The following is a 23,214-nucleotide window of genomic DNA, read 5'->3' as shown; positions in this document are numbered from 1 at the left end:
TTTACGGTGTTCGGAAGAGAAGGGTTAGGCGGTTTCCTCGGTCTCCTTACCGTCGCTCTTGCCTTCGCCCTTGTTGGAGGAACCCTTCGCGTCTGACTTGGAGCTCTGGGCCCACTCCGGCAGTTCGCCGTCCTTGCACAGGGCGGCGAGGATGCCAATGCCTGCTGCCAGACCAGCCAGGGACAAACCGATGGCTGCTGCCTGGGTGACCTCCGGGCCGAACTGCTGCTGCAGACGGTCAGCCTCAACCTGGATCTGACGCATCCACTCCGGCTGCGGGCGACGGTTGGTCTCGCCGCCGAGGCCGAACTGCTCGAGCGGGTTCGGGATGTTCATCTTCTCCGACACGTTCGCTGCTGCCTTGCCCAGCTCGGCGCCGAGCGGGCCGGCCAGCGGTGCACCGATGGCGATCAGCAGGCCGAGCGGAACCAGCCACAGCAGTGGGTTGTTCTCGGACGACATGCTGTCGAAGCACTTCTTCAAGTTCTCCGAGGAGCCCTGGTCAGACACCAGGTTCTGCGGCTGCTTCTGGCCTGGGTCGTTCGGGATGGAACCGTTGTCGGTCTTGACCGGGATCTCGACGATCGTGGTCTTGCCGTCCGGTGTCTTCACTTCCACCGGGATGGTGATGTTGGTGCCCGGCTTCACGTCGGCTGGCGGGGTGATGGTTAGGTTGCCCGTGCTTGGGTTGACCTCGACCTTCCAACCCTCCGGGATCTTCGGGTTGTCCGGGATCTTCCACTCGCCCGAACCGTTCGGCGGCGGAACCTCCGTCTTCTGGCCCGGGTAGACAACGATCACGGTGGTGGTGTTGTTGTTGTCGCCTGGGGTGGTGTTGTCGGTGCCGTTGCCCGGCTGGGTATCCGGGACCTTCACCGTGACCTTTGCCGGCACGACGTCGGTCTTGCCGCTCGGGTAGGTGACGGTGACGTCGATGATTTTCTCGTCGCCATCCTTCGCGGTCTTCGGCACGGTGACCGTGATGTCGCCAGTCTTGGCGTCGATCTGCGGGTTCCACTCCTCAAGGTCCTGGCCCGGGGTGATCTCGTAGGTGGAACCACCCGGCACGTCGTCCTTCTTCGGCTTCAAGGTGGCGTTCTGGCCCGGGGTCTTCTCTACCTCCGGGTACTCCGGGGCACCGTGGACGATGACCTTCGCCGGAACGTTCTTATCCACGGAACCGTCCGGGTAGGTCACGTCGACCAGGATCGTCTTCACATCGCCAGGCTTTGCGGAGCCCGGGATGGTGACGGTGATGGTGCCGGTTGTCGGATCAACCTTCGGCACCCAATCGCCCAAGTCCTGGCCCGGGGTGATGGTGAAGGTGGAGCCCTCCGGCAGGTTCTTGTTGTTCTGCTCGAGGCTGACCTCCACCCCGACCTTGCCGTAGGTCTCGCCGTAGCCCGGGGTGTTCAGGTTTGCATCGGTCTCGCGCACCGTCACCACCGTGTCGATGGTGTCCTTGGAACCGTCGGCGTAGGTGACGTCCACGGTGAACGTGGCGGTATCGCCGTGCTTCGCACCCTTCGGGGCGGTGACCTTCAGCGTGCCGTCCTTGGCTGGTTCGGCGGTCCACCCTTCCGGTGCGTCGACGACGGTGTAGGTGGCGTCGACGGCGATGCCGCGGACGTCGCCAGGCTGTGCCTTCAACGCGACATCAACGGAGCTACCCGGCTTGACCGTGTTCGGCGTGTTGTAGGCGGGAGCAAACTTGGCAACGGGGACGGAACCGGTGAACTTCGGCGTGTCCTGATCAACAACGCCGTCCTCGGTTGCAACGCGCAGTACCTGTGGGTTCTTGTAGGCGTCGAAATCCTCGTCCTTGGTGGCCTCGCGAGGGTTCGCGATGATCTCCACATCAACCTTCGCCGCCTTGTCGTCATCAACCGAACCGGTCGCGCCCTTGGGGAGGGTGACGTAGACCTTGCCGGTGTCGTCGACACGCACCTTGGCACCCTCGATCTTCTTGCCAGCGATGGAAACGTTGCCGGTCAAACGTTGGTAGTCGTTCTCCGCATTGGCCACCGTGATGCCGGTGTCGTACTCATTGCCGTCCGCGATGATCGCCTGGGACTGCTGCTCAGAAGCAACAATTGGCGCGCAGTCATCGGTCTCAAATACCCACGGGGCGACTTCAATCTGCACAGTTGGGCTGACGCGGGTCTTCTCAGCCGCCAAGATCGTCGGATTATTGACCTTCCAGGCCCACGTCTGCGCCTGCTGATTGCTGTCCACAGCCAGCCTCACAACGGCCGTGCGCTTCTGATCACGCTTCAGCGAAAACGACTCCTGATCAATCAGCGCAACCTCGTTGACATCAAGCATCTCAACGGGCTCATTGCCCTTGCGCTTGATCTCAACGGAGCCCTTCTTCAGAGCTTCAAGCTTGTAGGAGTGGGTTGCATCCTGCGTACCTACGTTTTCAACAACGATGAACGCCGTGCCGGATTGAAACACCCGCTCACTGTCAGCGCTTACGCTCACCCACGGCACGAAAGCGTTGTCTACCTCGTCGAGGCCAACACCCACGCTGACCCCGTTTTGGGTTGTCTTCAGCGCCACGCCAGGGTTCACCGTGGTGATGTTCTGATCCAACACAACAGCACATGCGCCCTGCTGTGGGTTCGCGGTCCGACCCGGAGGGCTTGTGAATTCTTCTGGCAGCGCGGTTGCTTGCGGGGCGACAACAGCCGAAGCACCGAGGGCAAGCGCAACGGTGCTCGCAGCAATCTTCTTCGAAATCATGAAGTCTCCTTAGAGGTTCGTTGCCCAGTGGTGCGTCCCCAAACGCAGCCACGTGACCTTCCTCCAAATATGAGTGAGCTTCAGACCGACCGCAAGAGTTTTAACATATAAAAAACAGGTTATACTTCACTAAAACACAGCAATTACAAAGATTCCCACGTCCATGGGTCGCGCGACAGTTGTGACGGTTCGAACACATCCAACAAACCATTCACGCTATCTACCTGGCCATATCCGAGCGACCCGGCAATATCACGCACAATGTCGGACTGACGTTTATCGGCCAACATCTCCCGCAAGGTGACAGCACCATCGCGCTTTGCTAATCGACGACCCCCTGGCCCCACCACAAGCGGAACGTGAATATAAAAAGGCGTCACGAGAGAAAGTTGATCAGCCAAATACGCTTGTGCCGGGGCAGAAAACAACAAATCGTCGCCTCGCACAACCTGATCCACCCCCTGAAAACCGTCGTCCACAACGACCGCCAAGTTGTACGCCCAATCCCCCGCCTGCGCCTGATCCACACGCCCGCCGCGCTTCAAAATCACATCATCAACCGGCCCCGTGTAGGCACCGTGGTAGAAATCCTCAACCGTCCACTCACGCACGTGGGCCCGCAGACGGATTGCGGGGAGGCGGCCCTCGTCGGCGAGGTCGCGTCGTCGTAAAGCACGCTGCTCCTCCGTGAGATCACGACACGTCCCCGGATACATCCCCGGCTGCGCATGCGGCGCGGATGCCGCCTCGCGGATATCCCGGCGCGTGCAATAACACTCATACGTATCCAGGCGAGCCAGCGCATCTGCATACGCGTCCCCGCGATCGTGCTGGTAGAGCACCGGAGGATCGAAGTCGAGGCCGAGCGCCTCCAAGTCCTCAATCTGGCGCAGCGCCGACTCCGCGGATGAACGCTCCGAATCAATATCCTCCACACGCAAAAAGAACTTCCGGCCGCTTTGGCGAGCAAACAACCACGCCAACACCGCCGTACGCAAATTGCCAAAATGGAGATCGCCGCTCGGACTCGGCGCATAGCGACCAGCAGGACCTTGGAAAACAGCCATATGTGCAATGATATTGCGCATGTCACCGCGCGTATCCCGCTCCCCATACCCGTACCTGCTCGCCGTGTTCTGCGCGGTGTTTCTCATCTCAAACATCACGGCACAAAAAGGCGTGGTCATCGGGCCGCTGGTCACCGACGGGGCCTTCTTCCTCTTCCCCATCTCCTATGTCATCGGGGACGTCATCGCCGAAGTCTACGGGTTCAAAGCCGCACGCCGCGCCGTGTTCACCGGCTTTTTCATCGCGGTGCTTGCCGTGGTGACGTTCTACATCGCCATCTGGCTGCCCGCGGCGGACTTCTACGACATGCAAGACACCTTCGCCGCAGTCCTGGGCTTGTTGCCGCGCATCGTCGCGGCCTCGCTCGCCGGCTACGTAGTGGGTCAACTACTCAACGCGTGGGTACTGCAGAAGATGAAAGACCGCTTCGGCACCGACCGCCTCTGGGCGCGCCTGATCGGCTCCACCATTGTCGGCGAATTCGCGGACACGCTGCTGTTCTGCACCATCGCCGCGAGCGTGATCGGCGTCGATTCCGCGAGCACGTTTATCAACTACGTCGTTGTTGGGTTCCTGTGGAAGACCCTCATGGAGGTCGTGCTGCTGCCGATCACCTATCCGACGATCGCAGCCGTGCGCCGCGCCGAACATCGCATTGCCGACGAGAGCGTGTAACCCACAGGGCTCCGAAACCTGTACTGTTGCTGATGCAGACCCCCTCCACACGTGTGGACCAAGGGGGTCTAGCTGTTTCTAATCTAACTCGCGTGGCCCCCCTGGAAGGATCACGTGGAGCGAGGTACTCGCTGTACCAATTGTGGGCGAACTTGTGTTTGGGCACTTTCATTAACGACGAATTCGCACTCCACGCAACGTGATCTGCCATCTGAACGAGTTGGGACGCCCTGGAGCCCAGGAAGATGGGATCCTCAATAACATGCCGAGTTGTCCTTGGGAGTTCACGATGTGCTCGGCGAAAGTTTTTCTCAGTTCCGTCCCTTACGAGCCGGTGTGAAGGCCAAGCGCAAATCCAGCGCAGCTAGAACCTTAAGCAGCGTTTCTACCGTCGGATTCCCAACTCCATTTTCTATGCGACTCAGTTCAGCCTGTTGAATTCCGGCAGCATCAGCAACAGATTGCTGAGTTGCGCCGCGATCATGCCGGGCCGACGCAAGTGCAGCACCTACCGCTTTACGCTCTGCAAGTTCCGCAGCAAACGCTCGCGTTGCCGCATCACGAATTACCTCGGCTGCTGGCGATTCCGATTCTCGATATGGCTGGATGAAGTCTTCAAACTTTGTAGTGGCCATTTGTTCACCCCCACGCTCCGCTTAATAGGTAACCAGCAGCAAGTTTATGTGTTTAACCCCATAACAGCAAGGCGTATTTACTCTCTTTTCCAGGCAGACAAAACGGAGCGCGCTGCACGAATTTCCTTCTGCTCCTGCTTTCGACTTGGATCGCGCAACTTGTTGTATCCACCGAGCAACAAAACGATTCGCTGACCATAGAAAGTGCAATAGACACGAATTAGCACCCGTTTCCGCCTCCACCGCTTTGGAACTTCGCCAACCCTTTCCGCTGCACCAAATTCGCGCAAGATCGTCTCGATGTCACGTCGTATTCGTAGTTCGAAAAGACCCTGCCCTAAATTCTTTCCCCACTCGCTGGCACAGATATCGATGCCCAACGGTGCGAGCACATGCTCAATCGCTACCTCTACGACAGTGCGCTCTGCTTCATCCAACCGGCTATAGAAACGGGCAAAATTCCCACCGTCAAAAACCTCAATACTCCAAGTTGGTTCAGCCAAACTATCCCCCATTCCCCAATGCGATTCACTTTAGCCGGATGCGGCTCGAAGTTTCCCCAAAATCGCTCCAACCCTAGACCCGCAAATCACAGCTTAGGGGCAAACCCGAACTCACCCTGCTTGCTAGATCGAGCACATGAGTGCCCCAGAGGGCGTCTAACAGGACATCGGGTCGAGTTCGGGTTTGCTCCTAAGCTGGCTGCGCGACTACATGTCCCCTACTTCCCGGCGTAGTAGCGGCCGAGGAACTCGTCGCGGTAGGCCTCGTAATCGCCGGCGTCGATGGCAAGGCGGATGTTGTCCACGAGGCGGATCATGAACTCTAGGTTGTGGATCGTGCACAGCGTGCCCGCCAGGAACTCCTTCGCCTTGAGCAGGTGGTGGATGTAGGCGCGGGAAAAGTTCTCAGAGACGTAGCCGCCGAACTCCTCGTCCACGCCGGAGAAGTCGCGCTTGAAGCGGGCGCCGGCGAGGTTCATGCGGCCGTCCAGGGTGTACACGCCGCCGCGGCGGCCGAGGCGCGTCGGGGCAACGCAGTCGAAGGTGTCGGCACCAGCTTCGACGGCGGTGAAGATGTCGTCCGGCTCCGAAATGCCCAGCAGGTGGCGTGGCATGTCGATAGGAAGTTCGTCGGTGACCCAGCCGACGATCGTGCCCAGATTTTCCTTCTCCAGGGCGCCACCGATGCCGAAGCCACCGAAGCCACGGCGGCCCTCGTCGAGCGCCTCGCGGTGAAGATCCAACAAGCCGTGCACCGCCTGGCGGCGCAGGTCCTCGTACTGCGCCCCCTGCACCACGCCCCACAGGGACTGCAGCGGCTTGTCCGCCCGAACCTCGGTCAGGCGGTCGTGCTCGATGAGGCAACGACGGGCCCAACGTCGGGTGCGCTCGACGGAATGCTCCTGGTAGGCGCGGGTATCCACAAGCGTGGTCAGTTCGTCGAAGGCAAACATGATGTCGGCGCCCAGCTGGTGCTGGATCTGCATCGACACTTCAGGAGTGAAGCGGTGGGAGGAGCCGTCGATGACGGATTTGAAGTCGACGCCGTCGTCGTCGACACGCGCCATGCGATCCTTGTTCGCCGCACGGATGTCGCCCTCGGTCAGGCCTGCGGTGTCCATGGCGAGGACCTTTTTGAAGCCGACGCCGAGGCTCATCACCTGGAAGCCGCCGGAGTCGGTGTAGGTGGGGCCGTGCCAGTTTTCGAAGGCGGCGACGCCGCCGGCCTCGTCGACAATGTCGGGCCCTGGCTGCAGGTACAGGTGGTAGGCGTTGGAGAGGATCGCTTGCGCACCGGTGGAGCGGATCTGCTCGGGCGTGAGCGTTTTCACCGTCGCCTTGGTGGCCACGGGGATGAACGCAGGGGTCTGAATGGAACCGTGCGGGGTGTGGATCACACCGGTGCGGCCATGCCTACCCGGCGCGGGCTCCAGCTGGGTGCCGACCTCGAAGGTGGTGTCCGTCTGCTGCGTCATGCGTGTTCCTTTTCTAGTTCGGTGCCCTCAACGTCGACCTCGGGGAGGAGTTTGTCCAGCCATTTTGGCATCCACCACGAGGCGCGGCCGAGGAGGAACATGGTGGCGGGGACGAGGGCCATGCGGATGAAGAAGGCGTCGAAAAGTACTGCGACGCCGAGTGCGAAGCCGAAGATCTGGATGAACGGCAACGGCTGATCCAAGAAGGCGATGAAGACGGCGATCATGATGATCGCGGCGGCGGTGACCACGCGGGCGGCCTGGGTGAAGCCTTGCACGGTGGATTCGTGCACGGCGCGCAGCCGGTCGCCGTCGCCGTTGCGCAAGTAGGCCTCGCGCATGCGAGTAACCAGGAAGACTTGGTAGTCCATGGCCAGGCCGAAGGTGACGCCGATGAGGAAGATCGGCAGGAAGGACAGGATCGGGGTCGGTGTGTTCACCAAACCCCACAGGCCTTCTTGGAAGAACAGCACGGTCACGCCGAAGGCGGCGCCGACGGACAGCAGGAAGCCAAGGCCTGCCACGAGCGGCACCATGATGGAGCGGAACACGATAACGAGCAGCACGATCGCCAGCCCCACCACGATGGACAGGTACAGCGGCATGGCCTTTGAGAGTTCTTCGGTGATGTCCATTTGGACGGCGGTCAGGCCGGTCAGGCCAACGTCGATACCCGTGGCGTCTTCCACCTGGCTGATCGCGTCGCGCACGCCGTGGGCGATTTGCAAGGTGCGTTCCTCTTCCGGACCACCGGTTGGGGTGGCGAGGATCTGGGCGGCTGTGAGGTCGTCGTTAGCTGCGATGAGCTGCGCGTGTTCGATGCCGTTGACGGAGCCGATCTCGCCCATGGTGTAGATGAAGGACGCGAGCGCTGCCTTTTGGGCGTCGCCGCCAGCCTCATCCGGTATCGCTGACATGTACGGCTGGAGAATCTCCGAGTTGGGGTTGACGCTGTGTGCATCAACCACCAGCAGCAGCGGGGCGTTCACACCGGGTCCGAAGCCTTCCGCCATGAGGTCCGCGGACTTGCGTTGGGTGGTGTCGTAGTTGGAGGTGCTGTCGGACGGCAGCGACATCTCCAAGCCAAGCACCGGGGTGGACAGCGCGCCGAGCCCCAGCACGACCACTGCCATAACAAGGCCCGGCACCTTTTCGACGAAGCGCACCCACCGCCTACCCATCGAATTCTCATCGAGGTCCTTCGCCGGACGCTTACCCGGACCCGGATTACCGGCCAGACCGGGAATCTTGCCCGCGAAGGTCTTCGAGCCGAACGCGCCAAGCAACGCCGGTACAAGCGTCAGCGCGACGAGCACCGCGATGAACACGGTGACGGCGGCGGCAAGGCCCATCCAGGTGAGGAACTCGATCTGCGCCAGTGCCAGGGCGACCAGCGCGGTAAAGACCGTGGCACCGGCGAACACCACCGAGGAACCCGCGGTGCCGACAGCCATTCCGGCCGCCTCATCCGGCGGGAGGTGGCGTGCCTCCTGGCGGTAGCGCGACAGGATGAACAGGGCGTAGTCGATGCCCACGGCCAGGCCGATCATGACGGCAAGGACCGGGGTGACGTCGTTGAGCTCCACCCAGTGGGTGGTCAGCAGCACCAGCAGCGCGCCGATGCCCACGCCGACCACGGCGGAGATGATCGGGATCACCGAAGCAGCAAGCGAACCGAAGGTGACCACGAGCACCAGGAACGCCACGGCCAGGCCGACCATCTCTGAGGTGGTCTTAATGGCAATTGGCTCGCCGAAACCGGCGCCGCCGGCCTCCACCTGAAGGCCCGCGTCCCGGCCGATTTTCATAGCCTCGTTCACCACGTCGCGGTCCGCCTGGTCGACGGACATCGACGACTCAGCGTCGAACTCGAAAGTGGTGTAGGCGATGCGGGCGTCATCGCTAAGCATGCGCAACTGATACGCATCCGCTTCCGCGCGCTCTCGCGGCATGCCCATCTCAGTCATCTGGCCAATGACCATGCGCTGCAACTCGCCGTTGACCGTCACTGGATTGCCGAAGCGCTCCCCCTCCACCCCGAGATGGTCGCGGATATAGCCGACGGTGGCATCCATCGCCGCCATATGCTCGGGCGTATCCAGGCGCTGACCCTCAGGCGCGGCGAACACCAAGTTCACGCCAGGGGCTGTGGCCACATTGCCGGCATCGGGGAAGTTTTTCTCCATGTCGCGCAGCGCGTCGATAGCCGGTGTGCCCTCGATTGCGAACTCGGAGGTAAACGGCTTCATCAACGAAAACGCGCCGCCCGCAGTCGCACCGAACAGCAGCAGCCACGCCACAATCACCCGCCATTTGTGCAGGTAGGACCAACGTCCGAGGTTGTACAGCAGTTTCGCCACGTCAAAGGGTTCCTTCTGTGATACGGAAAAAGCCCCCGTTGCCGGGGGCTTTAACACTTGGCGGTAGCGGCGGGATTTGAACCCGCGGTGGTTTTACCCACACTCGCTTTCGAGGCGAGTACCTTCGGCCGCTCGGACACGCTACCGCCGACTAGATTAACGGCAGCGCCGCCAAGAAACCAAATTTAGCGGTCAGCTTCGTCGCGGACCTCGTCCGCCTTGTCCTCAACCTTGGCTGCAACCTCGTTGGCCTTGTCCTTAATAGCGTCGCCCGCCTCGGAGAGCTTCTCCTTAGCGTTGCCGATCAGCTGATCGGCCTTGCCTTCGTTCTGAAGCTTCTCGTTATCGGTAAGGTCGCCAGCCGCTTCCTTAGCCTGGCCCTTGATCTGATCAAGCTTGTCATCCAAACCCATGATGTTCTCCTTTATTCGTTGAAATTCGGTGCAGTCGCCCAGTGTAGGGACAAACCCGAACACTTTGGGTAACGATTCAATTACTCCTCAGCTCTTCAAAGAAATCACTCAGTAACCTGGCAGTTTCTTCCTCCAGCACGCCGGCGCGTACCTCAGGGACATGCAGATGCCGCGGGTCTCGGATGGCATCCAGCACCGAACCCACCGCACCCGTCTTCGGCTCCCATGCGCCAAAAATTAACGACGACACCCTCGCCCCCAAGATCGCCCCCGCACACATCGTGCAGGGCTCCAGCGTGACAACGAGCTCACACCCATCCAGCCTCCACCTCCCCAACGCCTCGCACGCCTGCCGGATGGCCTCCACCTCCGCGTGCGCGGTCGGATCGTTGTTCGCCTCCCGGCGGTTCACCCCCACCCCAAGGACCTCGCCCTCCGGGGAGAACACCACAGCCCCCACCGGTACATCGCAAGGCGGGGTCATGCGGGCAACCTCGATCGCCTCCCGCATCCGTTCTTCAGCCCGGCGGGCAGGTTTGCTAATCGACGGCATCAGCAAGCTCGTCGCCAAATCCCAACTCGTCGGCGATGGTGTGGGCGAGATCGGCCGGGTCGGCGTCGTCGTCAAGCAAAATGCTCAACTGCTCCTCGGACAACCCCAGGTCCGCGAGGATGGCAAAATCACCATCAGCCCAGCCGTCGACGTTGTCCAGCTCATCCGGGTCGATGTCGGGGATGTCCACGTCGGCCTCATCGAGGATGTCAGCCGCGAAATCATCATCCACCGCCATCGTCGCGTCCGAAATCAACACACGCACCTTCGACGGGCCCGGACGCACCACAACCAAATAGTCATCCTCCACGTTGAGCAGCGCAAACGCCGCGCCCTCGCTGCGCAAACCGCGCACAGCGTCAATGGAGGTGGAAAGGTCCGTGAAATCGTCGCGGAACTCGCGCACCTGCCACGAACCCCCAACCTGAGCGACGGTGACGGCAAACCCGTCCGTGAAGTCCTGACTCATGGGACGAAAGCGTAGTCCGCGCGGGCCAAAGTGTCACTAGACTTAACGCGGTGACTACCTACCAACTGCCCCCCATCTGCATTCTCGGCCTCGGCCTGATCGGCGGGTCGCTCATGCGCGACCTGACCATCTCTAACGAACGCGTCTTTGGCTACACCATGCACGGGGCACGCGCGGCACAACGGGACGGCTTCGACGTCTCCGACAACATGGAAGAAGTGCTGCGCCGCGCAGAGGCCGACAACGCGCTCATCGTGGTTGCGGTGCCGATGGCGGCAGTGGCGTCCGTGCTGGACCAGGTAGCTTCGTTCGCCCCGACGTGCGACATCACCGACGTGGTATCCGTCAAAGAGCGCGTGTACGACCTCATCGTCGAGCGCGACATGCAGGGCCGCTACGTCGGCGGCCACCCCATGGCGGGCACCGAGTTTTCCGGCTGGAGCGCCTCCCACGAGGGCCTGTTCGAGGGCGCCGCGTGGGCCGTAACGTATGACTACGCGCGCGAAGGCCTTGCCGACGACCACTGGGCTGCCCTGTTCACCACCGTGTGCCGGCTCGCATCCGTTGTCGGTGCGGAGGCGGTCCCCGTGCGCGTATCGCTTCACGACGAATCCGTCGCCCGCGTCTCCCACCTCCCCCACGTCATCGCCGAAGCCCTTTCGTTGGTCGGCGACCGGGGCGGCACGCTCGCACAGTCCCTGTCGGCCGGGTCCTTTAGAGGCGCGACCCGGGTAGCTAGTACGGAACCCGAACTCGTGCGCAACATGTGCGAAACCAACGCCGACTCGCTCGTGCCGGTGCTCGACGAGTTCATCGAACTCCTCCAAGCCGCACGCACTTCTCTTGCGGACGATCCGGCGTCCATGAAGCAGCTAGCGGAATCTGGCAACCGCGCCTACCTGCGCATGGCAGCCCGCAAAGGCGCCCGCCGCGAGTCCGTCTCCCCCGTGAAGATTTCTTCCCGCCCGGTCATGCGCGTCCACCCTGGCGCACCGGGCTGGGTCCGCCAACTCGAGCAGGTGGAGTCCCTCGGCGGACGCGTCGAGGTGTTCTAGGTTTTGTTTTCTGGGGGGTTGGGGGCTTGGGGGGTTGATCCCTGGGGTTCCCCGGGGTTCTAGCCGGCCGTTTTCCCTGGTCGTCTAGCTCTGTGTTTGTGCAACCAGACGATGAGCTCCGTATTGACCATGGTGTTCGTTATCACCTGGGGGTTTGTGAAAGCGGTTTCGAGACCGTCTAGCTGTATGTGCGGGGGTGCTAGACGATCAGGGGCAGCAACGAAAAGAGTGTGCCCTCATTGGGGCACACTCTTTGTGGTTTGGGTGTTTGGTTAGAGCATCATGTTGGCGAAGCCGATGCCGATTCCGACGATGGCCAGCAGTGCGACGATCGGGGCGACGATGGCGACGATGTTGACGTCTGCTCCTGCAGGCTTGTTGTTGTCTGCCTGCTTCTTGGCGTTGTCCACCTTGGCCGGTGCGTCCTGCTCAGCTTCAGCCTGGTCTTGTACCTGCTCCTCGGCCTTGTCGTTAGCCTTGTTCCTAGCCTTGGCCGGGGCTTCTGCTTCGGCTTCGACCTGTGCTGGTGCTTCTACCTTGTCGTCTGCCTTGTCGGCGGCGGGTGCTTCTACCTTGTTTTCTTCCTTGGCGGGTGCTTCTGGTTTGTTGTCGATGATGGCACCTGCCATGGCACTGAAGTCGCCGATTTCAAGGTTGTCAGCAGCAATACGCGCAGTATTGATCTTTAGTACGTCCCAGTCGGCGGGGACAACTGCGTTGCCGTTGGGGGTTTCAAGCAGGTATGGCTTTTCCGAGTAGTTGAACTTGCCAAACTGGTACAGGTAGTTCATCACCGAGTCATACCCAGGCGCCATCGGAAGCGATACACCCTTGATCAACTCGCCGACGGTGTCGTTAGCACCCCAGTGGCGAAGATCTAGAGTGTGGCCTAATTCGTGCAGGATGGTGTTGCGCAGTTTTGCATCTGATCCCATCAGGCGGTTATTGGCGATGAAAAGCGAGTTATCGCCAACCAAGGAAATACCCGAGGCGTAGTTACCTTGATCAATCTGATCACCGATAACCCCGATGCGGAAGATGTTGTCACGCTCACCTAAGAACTCGTCGATGTTGTCGAGCAGTTTGTAGGCCTGGATTTCATCTTTGAAGTAGTAGCGGTTGTAGTCGACGGTTTCCCCGCCTTGTGGGGTGTAGTTGGGGATGTTGGTAAACAACTCGCCTGCGTCGATGTGCAGGTTAATGCCGTGGTCGTTAAACAGGTCGACCATCTCCTGCAACATCGATGCGGACGGGCCAAGGTTGCGCTTGTCAGCGAAATCACAAGCGTCAACGTAGGTGTCTTCGCAGCCAAGGCTGCGGTATTCGGACGCCATCCAGTTCAGTTGCAAAAACAGATCCGGACGATTCACATCAGCCCCATAACCGGGAAGCGGTACTGCAGTGCCGTCAGACAAGATGACACCGTGTTGTTCCCATACGTCGGGAAGACCGTCACCATCAGAGTCAACCAGGTCGAGCCCAGCGCCGAAATCAACCGGGGCGATCAATGCTTGCTCATCGCAAGCGTCGCACGCATTGGCGGGGGTGATACCGGCAATGGCCATGGTGGCAGTCAGTGCTGCTGCGATGGTGTTGCGGATGGCGTTGCGCATTGGTGGTGCTCCTTGGTGATTTCTTGTTTCGCTGATCAGGACCTGTTCTTCCTGACATCCATAAGGTTATGCAGTTTGTATGCGCAGGTAAAACGATTGCTGGACACGTTGATTTTTGGCGGGATTGTTCAACGTTTTTTCTGGATTGTTCAACGCTTTCACCCTGGTTAACGTCTGGATTGTTCACCAATCCAACCCACAAGAATCACCGACGCGAAGGGTTGTTGAACGATCTGATTTGCCCCGAGTGCACTTCGTTGAACAATCTTTATGCATGCATAGTATGCGATTTAAGGGTGTTTTCAGCCAACACCCGCCCGTTTGAATCGCGACCTGGGGAAATGCCGGAACAACACTTCAAAACAGCCCAGAAATGGTCGGGAGGATTGTTCAACGACTGTGAAAACGGCTCGAAATGGGTGTGACGTGCGGATTGTTCAGCAATCCGCACCACCTGCTTACCCCCGGAAATTACCCCCGTTTTACGAGCACACACGCAACAATAGCCTTCGAGACACGAAAAACAGGGCGCTTTAGCCCTGTTCTGCTAGTACGTTTCGCGCCCAACTAGCCGATGAGCCCACTAATAAACACCATGCCCAACGCCACTTGGACAAACACCACCGGCATCTTTCGATCTGCTAGCACAATCCCGAACACCACTAGCAGACCAGGAGAACACCACCCCAACGCTCATCGTCTAGCACCCCGAAACACCAGCTAGACGATCAGCCCCATAACGACAAACAACCCCAACACCACCAGGGCAAACACAGAGGCCAAAACGAGACCGTCTAGCAGCATCACAAGCCCAGCTAGACGATCAGCCCACAGACGCGGAAACGCCCGCCGGTGTCGAATCCTGCGGGCGTTTCTATGCCTGGTTTTTAGTTCTCGTTGGTCTCGCGGCGACGGCCGAGCGCCAGGTAGGCGCCACCCACCAGCATCAGCAGGACGCCGAGGGAGATCACGGCGCGCATCGGCGTACCGGTATCCGCAAGATCACCGTCGCGCTCCTTACTGGAGGAGGTGGTGGTCTTCTTCGTGGAAGTCGAACCCTTCGCAGCAACGCGGTTGGAGTTGTTGCTTGCGTTCTTCACGGACGTGGTGCGGCCCGTGGAGCGGCTCGGGGTGGTCTTCAGCGGCAGTGGCGTCGCCGAGGACTTCTTGGTCTTCGCACCGCCACCGGCACCTGCGAGACTCGCGGCACCGGCCATTGCGGCAGCCGGGCCGAGAACCTTGGTGGCAATCGGCTTGAACTCATCAATCGCCTTCAAAATCTGCTGCGGACGGTTCAACGTGGTCACGTTCGGGTCACGCGGCAGGACGATCTCTGCGGTCTTCGCGTTGCGCTGGACCTGGATTTCCGTGTTCTTGTAGCCGTGCGGTGGTTCGATCAAGGTGAGCTTGATCAGCTTGCGATCCTTAGCGTCCTTATTCAGATCGAACACGACGTTTGCGCGTCCGTCGGCACCAGTCCTACCGGCAACGCGGCCATCAGCGCTCTTGAACTCAGCGCCTTCAACAGCCTTGTTGTCATCGGTGCGGACAAGGACCTCCATGACCCAGTCATCCTCAGCCGCAGGCGCGGTTGGGGTCGTGGCCGAGTTGGTCGGGGTCTCGGTGGCAGGCGTGGTGGTCGTGGCCGGGTTCGTCGGGGTCTCGCTGCCCGGGGTTGCGGTCGGGGTTGCAGCGCCAGTCTCCGGGTTGTCAAGGCCAGGCAGCTTGAGGCCAGCGACACCGGCGAAGTTGTCAGCTTCATCACCCTTGGTGACGACGTTAGAAACCGCGTTGTCCTTCACGTGGATAGCGGTCGCGTCGTCGTCGGCAAAGACGAACTCGCCGTCTTCGTTCTTGTAGGCGTAGTTCAGTGCCTTTACCTTCGGCAGGGTTGCCTTTTCCGGCACTGTCACAGCGGCGTGGGTCGCGGCTGGGGCCTTCTCGTCGACGTCGAGGTGCCACAGGTAAGCCTCACCCTTGTCGTTGGTGGACAGGGCGACAAGCGAGGTCTCGTTCTTCTCACCGTCGGCAGCCCATGCGGCGGGCTTGCCGGCTTCCTTCACGCCGTCGATCTTCAGCGGCTTAGTGGTGAACGCGAGCGGGGTGTTCTTGGCGCCCGACTTATCGTCGGAAAGATCCAGGGTGTACACCTTGTCCTCGCCGAACAGCACAAGCGTGCCGCCTGCGGTGAAGGCAGCGGTGTCGATCTTGGTGGCGTCGTCACCCTTGAGGTCGATCTTGCCCAGATCCATCAGACCACCATCGTTGGCGTTAATGCGCAGCAGGTGACCGGCGTCCTTGCCCTCCTCGTCCTGGGAGATGGCGTACAGCAGCTTGTTTTCAGGGTGGCGCGCAAGAGCGGTGTAGGTACGGCCCTTGGAGTTGTACTGCGCGCCAGAGGTACCGGTGCCGTTACCGGGCGTATCCAGGAACAAGGCAGCAAATGCCTTTGCAGCATCCGAGATGCTCGAGTCCTTGGCTGGGGTCTGCGTCACCGGCGCGGCCGAGTCCGCCACGGGGGTGTTGGCGGTGGCCGGGGTGGTTGCTGGGGTCGTCGATACGCTGCTCGCATTGCTTGTCGACGACACCGGGTCCACCGCAGCAGACGACGTCACAGGCGCAGTCTCCTTCGCAGTAGCGCTCTCCTGTGCGTTTGCGACCGGCACGAGTGCGATCGAGCCTGCGACTGCTGCCGCGAGCGAAAGCCCGACGGCACGTTTTGCCTTGGATGTTGCTGCCATTATTACCTCTCGAGAATAGAAAAAGCGCGCGCGAGCGCCCCCAAAAACCACATATGAATGTATACGCCAACCTTGGACTTCACAATACATCCCGAACAAAAGCGAAACCCGCCTACTCGCCGAGCAATTTGCATCGGTTTCGTAGGCGGGTCAGCTTTTAGGCTTCAGCCGGTTCCGCTGGCTCCTCAGGCTTGGCGGTCTCCGTTGCCTCGGCCTTGTTGTTGGAGCTGCTGCCCTCGGTCTCTACGTTCCAGCCGAGCTGGCAGCTGGCGTAGTACAGACCCATGATCAGACCAGCCACAGCCAGGAGGCCAACACCGGCAACCGCAGCCGGGGCGGCCGGGTTGATCTGGGACAGCTGGCGGTTGACCTGGTCGATCTGCGCCTGGAACTGGTTGAACACAGACGGGACTTCAATGTTCACGTTCGGCATCACGCTGCGCACTGCCTCGTTGGCCTGTGCGGCCGCGGCGTTGAGCTCGTCTTCGAACATCACACCGATACCACCGGCGACTGCACCGAGAAGGCCGATCGGCACCAGCCACGCAACCGGGTTGGATACCGAGGATGCGGTGGCCAGGCACTTGCCCAGGGAGCTGCCGTCCTCGCCAACAATTTCGTTGTCCCTGCCGATACCGCCACCTGCAGCGATGTCGCCGTTGCCCTTCTCAAACTGCAGACCGATCACGATTTCCTTCTGGGACGGATCATCCGCAGCCGGACGCAGTTCGAACGGCTCGGAGAACTTGCCGCGAACCTTGAACGGCTTCGACTCCAGGGTCGAGCCCGCACGGGACGAGTTCTTCTCCGGATCACGCGGATCAATCAGACGCAGGTTGCCCGGGTTGTCGATCTCGAAGGTGTACTCACCCCACGGTGCAGACTCGAAGTAGACGTTGCCGTCTTCGTTGGTCTCGCCCGCGATGGACGGACCACCATCGGTCGGAACCAGCTTGACCTTCAGCCCTGCGAGGCCTTCGTTCTCGTCCTGCGTGCGGTTCTGGTTCTCATCAACCCATGCGATCAGGCGCAGGTTGTCAGCCAGCGGAGCACCCTGGTCAACGATGATGTGAGCGTTGCCCTTGAGGTTCTCGCGCGGGGAGATGATCAGCGTGGATGACGGGTCATCGCCGTAGTCCGGTTCACCCGCGAGGCCGCGGCCACGAGCCGGACGCGTCGGGAGTTCACCCGTTGCTTGTGCTTGGTTGTGGTGACGGACATTGTTAGCCAGACCTTCCGGGATCTCAGCAGTGAAGATCACACGCTGACCTGGCAGCAACGTGCCGTTGAAGCCCTCAGGCTTCTTAATCTCAAGATCCTTGACCTTCTTCAGCTGATCAGCTGGAACGTCGTTGCCATCCTTGTCCTTGGCATCGCCCTCAAAGATCGCGTCCTTTAGCTCCACGTTCACCATCGGTGCAGAACCGGTGTTCTGGATTTCGTAGGTGAACTTCAGCGCGTTGCCGACGCCCATACGAACAGGCTTGTCCGGGTTGGTAGCAAAGCGGGCGTTGACCTTCTTGTGCACCTCTGCCTTGATGAACTTGGTGTACGCCGAATCCGGTGCGGAACCTACCTTTTCACCAGTGGAGGTTTCACCGAAGGCGGTAGCGACGTTGTTGAAGTCGAACGCATCCTCCGGAGCCTTCATCTTGGCCTTAATCACCTCGGTTTCACCCGGGGCGAGCTCAGCAGTCCAGCCTTCCGGCATCTTCAATTCGATGTTGCGCGACTGAAGTTCCGGATCATCGATCTCGATGTTCTTAATCGGCGTATCACCGGTGTTGGTGATGAAGAGCTCGTAGTAGAGATCTTCGCCGGGAAGGGTGGTCATGACATCGTCGACAAGATTGCCGTCCTTGTCCTTAACCTGGCCCAGGTTATCGGCGTCGCGGCCCCAGACCTGCTTCTCCAGTTTCAGGGAAGCATTCTTGGTCAGCTGGATTTCCGGCAGCTTCACGTCATCACCAGGGCGGACCGGAACCTTGATCTTGTCGATCTCGCGGTCGCTACCCGGAGTCAGGATCTCGATCTCGTTGACGCCAGGCGTGACATCTTCGATCTTGAAGTTGCCCTTCTCATCAACGTCGATGATCTTGGAGTCGCCGTTCGGGTCGGTCACTACGACCTTGGTACCCGGAACAGCATTGCCGTTGCCGTCGTTGACATTGCCCTCAATGGACTGATCGATCGGAGCCTTGACACGGATCTCGCCCATGTCGGTACGCTCGCCCTGCTTCACCGTGACCTTACGGTTCAGCGGCTTGCCGTTGATGTCGGTGTCCGGCCAGCCCTCCGGCAGCTCAATTTCCATGTCGAAATCGACGACGCCTTCAGGGAAGTACTGGAAATCGATCTCCGGGGTGACGAAGAAGCCGTCTCCATCAACGCTGAGCGGAATCTCGTAGTCGAAGTACTCCGGTCCCTTGGTCTCCTCAGTGCGGGGATCGACCGAGATCGTGTTCGGATCAGCGACATCCTTCTTGATGAACTTGATCTTTGCACCCTGGATCGGGTTACCGTGCTCATCGATCAACCAACCACCGACGGTGTTTTCACCGATGCGGTCAGACTTGTCCTTGCGGCCACGTTCCGACTTGTCGACCTCGAACTCGATCGGATCAGACTCGCCGTCCTTGACCTCAACGATCTTCGGACGTGGGTTGTTCATGCCCTCAGGGGTCTCTACCTCGACGATGTACTTACCGTCAGGCAGCGGCTTGTCGTCCGGACCATGGATCTCGAAGTTGCCCTCTGGATCCGTGATCTCTACGTTCTCAGCAACCTTCTCGCCATCAGGTCCGTAAACCGTGACATTCGGCTTACCCTCGCCGTCCTGCGGCAGCGGCTTGCCGTCCTTGTCCTTGACTGTGCCGGTAATGGAAGGCTTGGTCTCGGCCGGAGTGGTCGTGGTCGGCGTCGGCTTTTCAGTCGTCGAGGTCGGCGTCGGCTTCGACGTGGTCACCTTCGTGGTCATCGGCTTTTCAGTTGTCGAAGTTGGCGTCGGCTTGGACGTGGTCACCATCGTGGTCGTCGGCTTTTCAGTCGTCGAGGTCGGCGTCGGCTTCGACGTGGTCACGGTCACCTTCGTGGTCGTCGGCTTCTCAGTTGTCGAAGTTGGCGTCGGCTTCTCAGTCGTCGGAGTCGGCGTCGGCTTGCTGGTCGTCGGCTTCGGGGTCGGGTTGATGTTCTCCAGCTTGGTGTCCTGGTCCTTCTTCACCTCCACTGTCTGATCCTTAGGCGCGGTGTACTTATCCTTATCCTTCGGAGTGACCACAACCGTGTAGTCACCCGTCGGAATCTCATCCAGCTTCACATTGCCGTTGGAATCAATCGACACCTCACGACGCTCATTCGTCTTCGGGTCAACCAACTCAATCTTTTCAACAGCTTCCGGATCCACAGAACCAGACACCGAACCCTTATCGCGCGAAGGCGCAACATTCTCCAGCTTGGTGTCCTGGTCCTTCTTCACCTCCACTGTCTGATCCTTAGGCGCGGTGTACTTATCCTTATCCTTCGGAGTGACCACAACCGTGTAGTCACCCGTCGGAATCTCATCCAGCTTCACATTGCCGTTGGAATCAATCGACACCTCACGACGCTCATTCGTCTTCGGGTCAACCAACTCAATCTTTTCAACAGCTTCCGGATCCACAGAACCAGACACCGAACCCTTATCACGGGTAACGGTCAACTTGACCTTGCCATCGCCGTTCTCCGAGACGTGTGTCGCGGCCTCGCCTCTGACCGAATACCTCTCAGGCGTCTTCACTTCTACTGTGTAAGAACCAATTGGGGCCTTTCCCCAGGTAAATCCACGGTCTACCATTCCGAAAGGGTAAATGTCATTGTCATTATGACGCGCGTTAACTTCAACCGGTACAGGAGTATCGAGCTCAACTGTCAAGAAGCCAATTCGCTTAGTCAGCTCGAAGTTCTTAGTTTCGATGCCATTATTCGTGACGTTAGCGCTCTGCGGGTCAGGCACGGCAAGGTCACCAGGAACAGTTTCTTCCACAACCTCGACCCGGTATTTACCCGTTGGCAAATCCGAAACCGAGTACTCGCCGTTGTTTACGTCAACAATAACAATCTTTTCAACATCGCGAGTGGCATCTTCGACTCCGGTAACACGGATCTTCAGATTCGAGTCCTTTGGGGCATTCGTTACAGATCCTTTAATGGATCCCTTCTCGCGCTGCGGAGTGATATCCCCAAGCTTGTATTCTTCATTGGCCTTAATCTTCACCTGCCGACCATCGGGCTTTGCGTATCCGCGTGCTGGTGTAACTACAAGGGTGTAAGCCCCCTCGGGAATGCCAGATGCAGAGATTTTACCGTCAGAATTCACGGATACGGTCGTAGAGCTTCCATTGGCATCAACGAGTTCAACCTTTTGAATCGAGCCAGGCTTCACAGTTCCAGACAAAGAACCCGGCTTCGCAGTCTCGACCCAGGATCTAGTCAACCCAGACGAGGCAGGACCACCTGAGTACGGCCACTGGGTATTCTTTCCCTCTTTGTCTAGACCTTTCTTGTTCGCACCCTTCGCGACGAGTTTAATTGCCCCGCCATTCGTTGCAATTGGTTTATTGAAAGTAATACGCGCTACCGGCCCGTTGTTCGGTGTTTGGCTTAGTCCCTGCTCCCAATTATCCCCAATCGCCGCATTAATGAGGGACGCACTAAGTCCCTGTTCCCTTACAAATTTCCTGCCATTGGAGATATAAACCTCATCAAACGTATAGCGTTCTTTCGGGTAGCGACGATCCTTTGTGGTGGTATTGATCAAGGGCGCATTCTCACGCATCGAGAAAATCAGTTCATTAAACGTTTGATTCGAGGAATCCTCAGCGATCCAGATTTCAATGTCCCGCCCGACCGCCTTCGAGGTCACCTGAAGCAACGAACCTGCCGGACGTTTATTAGTTTCCTGCGCCCCTGCAACCTGCACCTCCCCACCAACAACACTCGGCACAGTCAAGCCAGACAGCGCCAGCGACACTGCGGTCATGCCTGCAATGGCGGTGCGCTTACCGGAGAAGCCGCGACGTGAGGAACGGCGCGCGGAGAAGTTTGCATTGAAATCGAACGGAGAGGAAGCGTTGTTCAAGATTGCTCCAATGGTTGATTTTTCTATAACGGGAGAAATTCGAGCAAGAAGTACATAGAACACGAACTTCCGCGCGAGACTTCCAAATAATTTACCAACTTGGACAGGCGCTTTCAAGCGCACTCACATCTAAAGCCCCTGCTTAATCAGTGTTTATTCAGATTCAAAGGGTTTATTAATCTTTGCCGTAATTACGTCTCAGACAAATCGCGAAAGAAGCAAAAAGGGAAGGCCCCACACAGTTTGTGCAGGGCCTTCCCAAAATTGGTGCGCCCGGAGGGATTCGAACCCCCAACCTTCTGATCCGTAGTCAGATGCTCTATCCGTTGAGCTACGGGCGCAGTGCCTGTTGGCAACGAAGAAGAACATTACACCCGGCGGAGCGCACCACCAAAACCGCTGTTCAGACCCCCCATTACAGGCCGAGAACGCTCTTGGCAATAAGGAAGTAGATAACCAAACCGGTCGCGTCACAGAAGGTGGAGATGAACGGGTTGGAGAACACTGCCGGGTCGGCGCCGACTGCGCGGGCGATGATCGGCATGATGCCGCCGACGGTCGCGGACATCGCACACACGCAAAAGAGTGTGGATCCGATCACAATGCCGATTTCTTGCCCGAAAACGGCCCACGCGATGCCCAAACCGAGGATACCAAGCACCGAACCAAGGGTCGCGCCGACGCGGAGTTCGCGCCACATGACTTTGAAGATGTCGCCCTTGGATACGTCGTGAAGCGCAAGGGCACGCGTGACCGTCGTTGCCGCCTGGTTGCCGGTGTTGCCGCCGGTACCGGTCAGCAGCGGAATGAACAGCGACAGCACGGTGACCTGGGCAAGGGTGTCCTCGAAAATGCCGAGAACCTGCACGGTCAGGATCGCAGAGACCGCCAGTACGAGCAGCCACACGATACGGGAGCGCACCAGGTTCAGCACTGGTGTGGACAGGTACGGCTGCTTCAGCGACTCGGAACCACCCAGGCGGGCAGAGTCCTCACTGTCAGCGAATTCGACGATGTCCTGGGCTTCGTCGTACGTGAAAATGCCCACGAGGTGCTGCCCGTTATCCACAACTGGATACGCAAGGCGGCCGGACGCGATCAGGCGACGCGCCGCGTATTCGGCATCTTCGCTTTCCAGGACGGTTTGGGCTTCGCGCATGATGGTGCCCACTTCGTCGTCCGCGCGCGCCTTGAACAGGTCCTTCAGGCTGAGAACACCGGTGACGTGGTGCATGTCGTCGATAACTGGCACGGTGTAGATCGTCTCCAAGTCATCAACGTGAGAGCGCAGCTTATCGACGACCTCCTGCGCCGTCTCCGTCGCACCAACCGCCTCCACATTCGGCGACATCACACGACCGACTGACCCCTTCTCGTAGGCGAGAATCAGGTCTGTGTAGGCGCGGTCGTCCTCATCCAACTCGTTGAGAACCCGCTCCGCCACCTCCGGATCCATGTGATCGAGCAGCATGACCAAGTCCTCGGTGCCGAGGGCATCGAACAGGCCGGGGATCTGATGATCGCCTAAGGCTTCGACGATTTCGGCCTGGTGGGCGGGCGCGAGGGCGTCGAAAAGCACAGCGGCTCGAGGCGCTGGCAGCAGTCGCACCAGCTCCGCACCGCGTCTCGACGGCTGCCGCTCCACCAAACGGACGATGTCACGCAAGTCCATCCCCGCGAGTTTCCGCTGCATAGCAGCCAAATCACGCGGGGATAGACGGCGGCGCCGCAACTTCCGTTCAATATTGGCCAAATCAGCCGTTTGCATAGCTCTCACACCGCGAGCGTACCTG

General features: G+C 59.6%; 15 protein-coding genes and 2 tRNA genes. 2 read left to right on the top strand and 15 right to left on the bottom strand.

Features of this window, described 5'->3' with window-relative positions; all coding sequences use genetic code 11:
- Window positions 1–24: 24 nt before the first annotated feature.
- Both CCOY_RS00625 and gluQRS read right to left on the bottom strand, forming a co-directional pair.
- Window positions 25–2,745, bottom strand: coding sequence for a YPDG domain-containing protein (locus tag CCOY_RS00625; protein WP_092101187.1), 2,721 nt, complete (start codon window positions 2,743–2,745; stop codon window positions 25–27).
- A gap of 143 nt (window positions 2,746–2,888) precedes the next feature.
- Window positions 2,889–3,812 carry a tRNA glutamyl-Q(34) synthetase GluQRS gene (gene gluQRS, locus CCOY_RS00620; RefSeq protein ID WP_070614369.1) on the bottom strand — a complete coding sequence of 308 codons (924 nt, stop codon included), beginning with the start codon at window positions 3,810–3,812 and terminating at the stop codon, window positions 2,889–2,891.
- Window positions 3,813–3,831: 19 nt separating this feature from the next.
- Between gluQRS and CCOY_RS00615 the strand changes: the two genes are divergently transcribed.
- Window positions 3,832–4,488 (top strand): queuosine precursor transporter, encoded by a 657-nt coding sequence (locus CCOY_RS00615; RefSeq protein WP_070614360.1) that lies wholly within the window; start codon window positions 3,832–3,834, stop codon window positions 4,486–4,488.
- A gap of 311 nt (window positions 4,489–4,799) precedes the next feature.
- On the opposite strand, the gene CCOY_RS00610 is transcribed toward CCOY_RS00615, so the two are convergent.
- The 8 genes from CCOY_RS00610 to CCOY_RS00575 all read right to left on the bottom strand — a co-directional run bounded on the left by CCOY_RS00610 (window position 4,800) and on the right by CCOY_RS00575 (window position 10,896).
- Complete coding sequence (locus CCOY_RS00610; RefSeq protein ID WP_083279335.1) at window positions 4,800–5,123, bottom strand: helix-turn-helix domain-containing protein; 324 nt, start codon at window positions 5,121–5,123, stop codon at window positions 4,800–4,802.
- 77 nt (window positions 5,124–5,200) lie between these two features.
- Window positions 5,201–5,626: a hypothetical protein gene (locus CCOY_RS00605; RefSeq protein WP_141739354.1), complete on the bottom strand. Its 426-nt coding sequence runs from the start codon at window positions 5,624–5,626 to the stop codon at window positions 5,201–5,203.
- Window positions 5,627–5,844: 218 nt separating this feature from the next.
- A complete protein-coding gene (gene tgt / locus CCOY_RS00600) occupies window positions 5,845–7,101 on the bottom strand; it encodes a tRNA guanosine(34) transglycosylase Tgt (protein WP_092101185.1) in 1,257 nt (418 codons plus the stop codon).
- On the bottom strand, window positions 7,098–9,461 hold the full coding sequence (locus CCOY_RS00595) for an MMPL family transporter (RefSeq protein WP_092101182.1): 2,364 nt from the start codon (window positions 9,459–9,461) through the stop codon (window positions 7,098–7,100). Before CCOY_RS00595 ends, tgt begins: the two co-directional genes overlap by 4 nt.
- Before the next feature lie 58 nt (window positions 9,462–9,519).
- Window positions 9,520–9,607 (bottom strand) — tRNA-Ser (locus tag CCOY_RS00590).
- A 39-nt stretch (window positions 9,608–9,646) separates the two neighbouring features.
- Complete coding sequence (locus CCOY_RS00585; protein WP_070614363.1) at window positions 9,647–9,874, bottom strand: CsbD family protein; 228 nt, start codon at window positions 9,872–9,874, stop codon at window positions 9,647–9,649.
- Window positions 9,875–9,950: 76 nt separating this feature from the next.
- Window positions 9,951–10,385 (bottom strand): nucleoside deaminase, encoded by a 435-nt coding sequence (locus CCOY_RS00580; protein WP_092101180.1) that lies wholly within the window; start codon window positions 10,383–10,385, stop codon window positions 9,951–9,953.
- A 28-nt stretch (window positions 10,386–10,413) separates the two neighbouring features.
- Window positions 10,414–10,896, bottom strand: a complete 483-nt coding sequence (locus tag CCOY_RS00575; RefSeq protein ID WP_070421603.1) for a tRNA adenosine deaminase-associated protein — start codon at window positions 10,894–10,896, stop codon at window positions 10,414–10,416.
- A gap of 50 nt (window positions 10,897–10,946) precedes the next feature.
- Between CCOY_RS00575 and CCOY_RS00570 the strand changes: the two genes are divergently transcribed.
- Window positions 10,947–11,951, top strand: a complete 1,005-nt coding sequence (locus CCOY_RS00570) for a prephenate dehydrogenase (protein WP_092101178.1) — start codon at window positions 10,947–10,949, stop codon at window positions 11,949–11,951.
- A gap of 272 nt (window positions 11,952–12,223) precedes the next feature.
- Here the strand turns inward: CCOY_RS00570 and CCOY_RS00565 are convergent, their stop codons facing one another.
- The 5 genes from CCOY_RS00565 to mgtE form a co-directional block, all read right to left on the bottom strand.
- Window positions 12,224–13,564: a hypothetical protein gene (locus CCOY_RS00565; protein ID WP_092101176.1), complete on the bottom strand. Its 1,341-nt coding sequence runs from the start codon at window positions 13,562–13,564 to the stop codon at window positions 12,224–12,226.
- Between the two features lie 887 nt (window positions 13,565–14,451).
- Window positions 14,452–16,305, bottom strand: a complete 1,854-nt coding sequence (locus CCOY_RS00560) for a hypothetical protein (RefSeq protein ID WP_092101174.1) — start codon at window positions 16,303–16,305, stop codon at window positions 14,452–14,454.
- Window positions 16,306–16,462: 157 nt separating this feature from the next.
- Complete coding sequence (locus CCOY_RS00555; RefSeq protein WP_092101172.1) at window positions 16,463–21,421, bottom strand: DUF7507 domain-containing protein; 4,959 nt, start codon at window positions 21,419–21,421, stop codon at window positions 16,463–16,465.
- A 265-nt stretch (window positions 21,422–21,686) separates the two neighbouring features.
- A tRNA-Arg gene (locus CCOY_RS00550) sits at window positions 21,687–21,762 on the bottom strand.
- Between the two features lie 74 nt (window positions 21,763–21,836).
- Window positions 21,837–23,189, bottom strand: a complete 1,353-nt coding sequence (mgtE, locus tag CCOY_RS00545) for a magnesium transporter (protein ID WP_092101170.1) — start codon at window positions 23,187–23,189, stop codon at window positions 21,837–21,839.
- Between the last annotated feature and the right edge of the window lie 25 nt (window positions 23,190–23,214).

The organism is Corynebacterium coyleae (genome assembly GCF_030408635.1).
GTDB lineage: Bacteria > Actinomycetota > Actinomycetes > Mycobacteriales > Mycobacteriaceae > Corynebacterium > Corynebacterium coyleae.
Note: the sequence above shows the minus strand (reverse complement) of the source record. Positions and strands in the feature narration are given on the sequence as shown.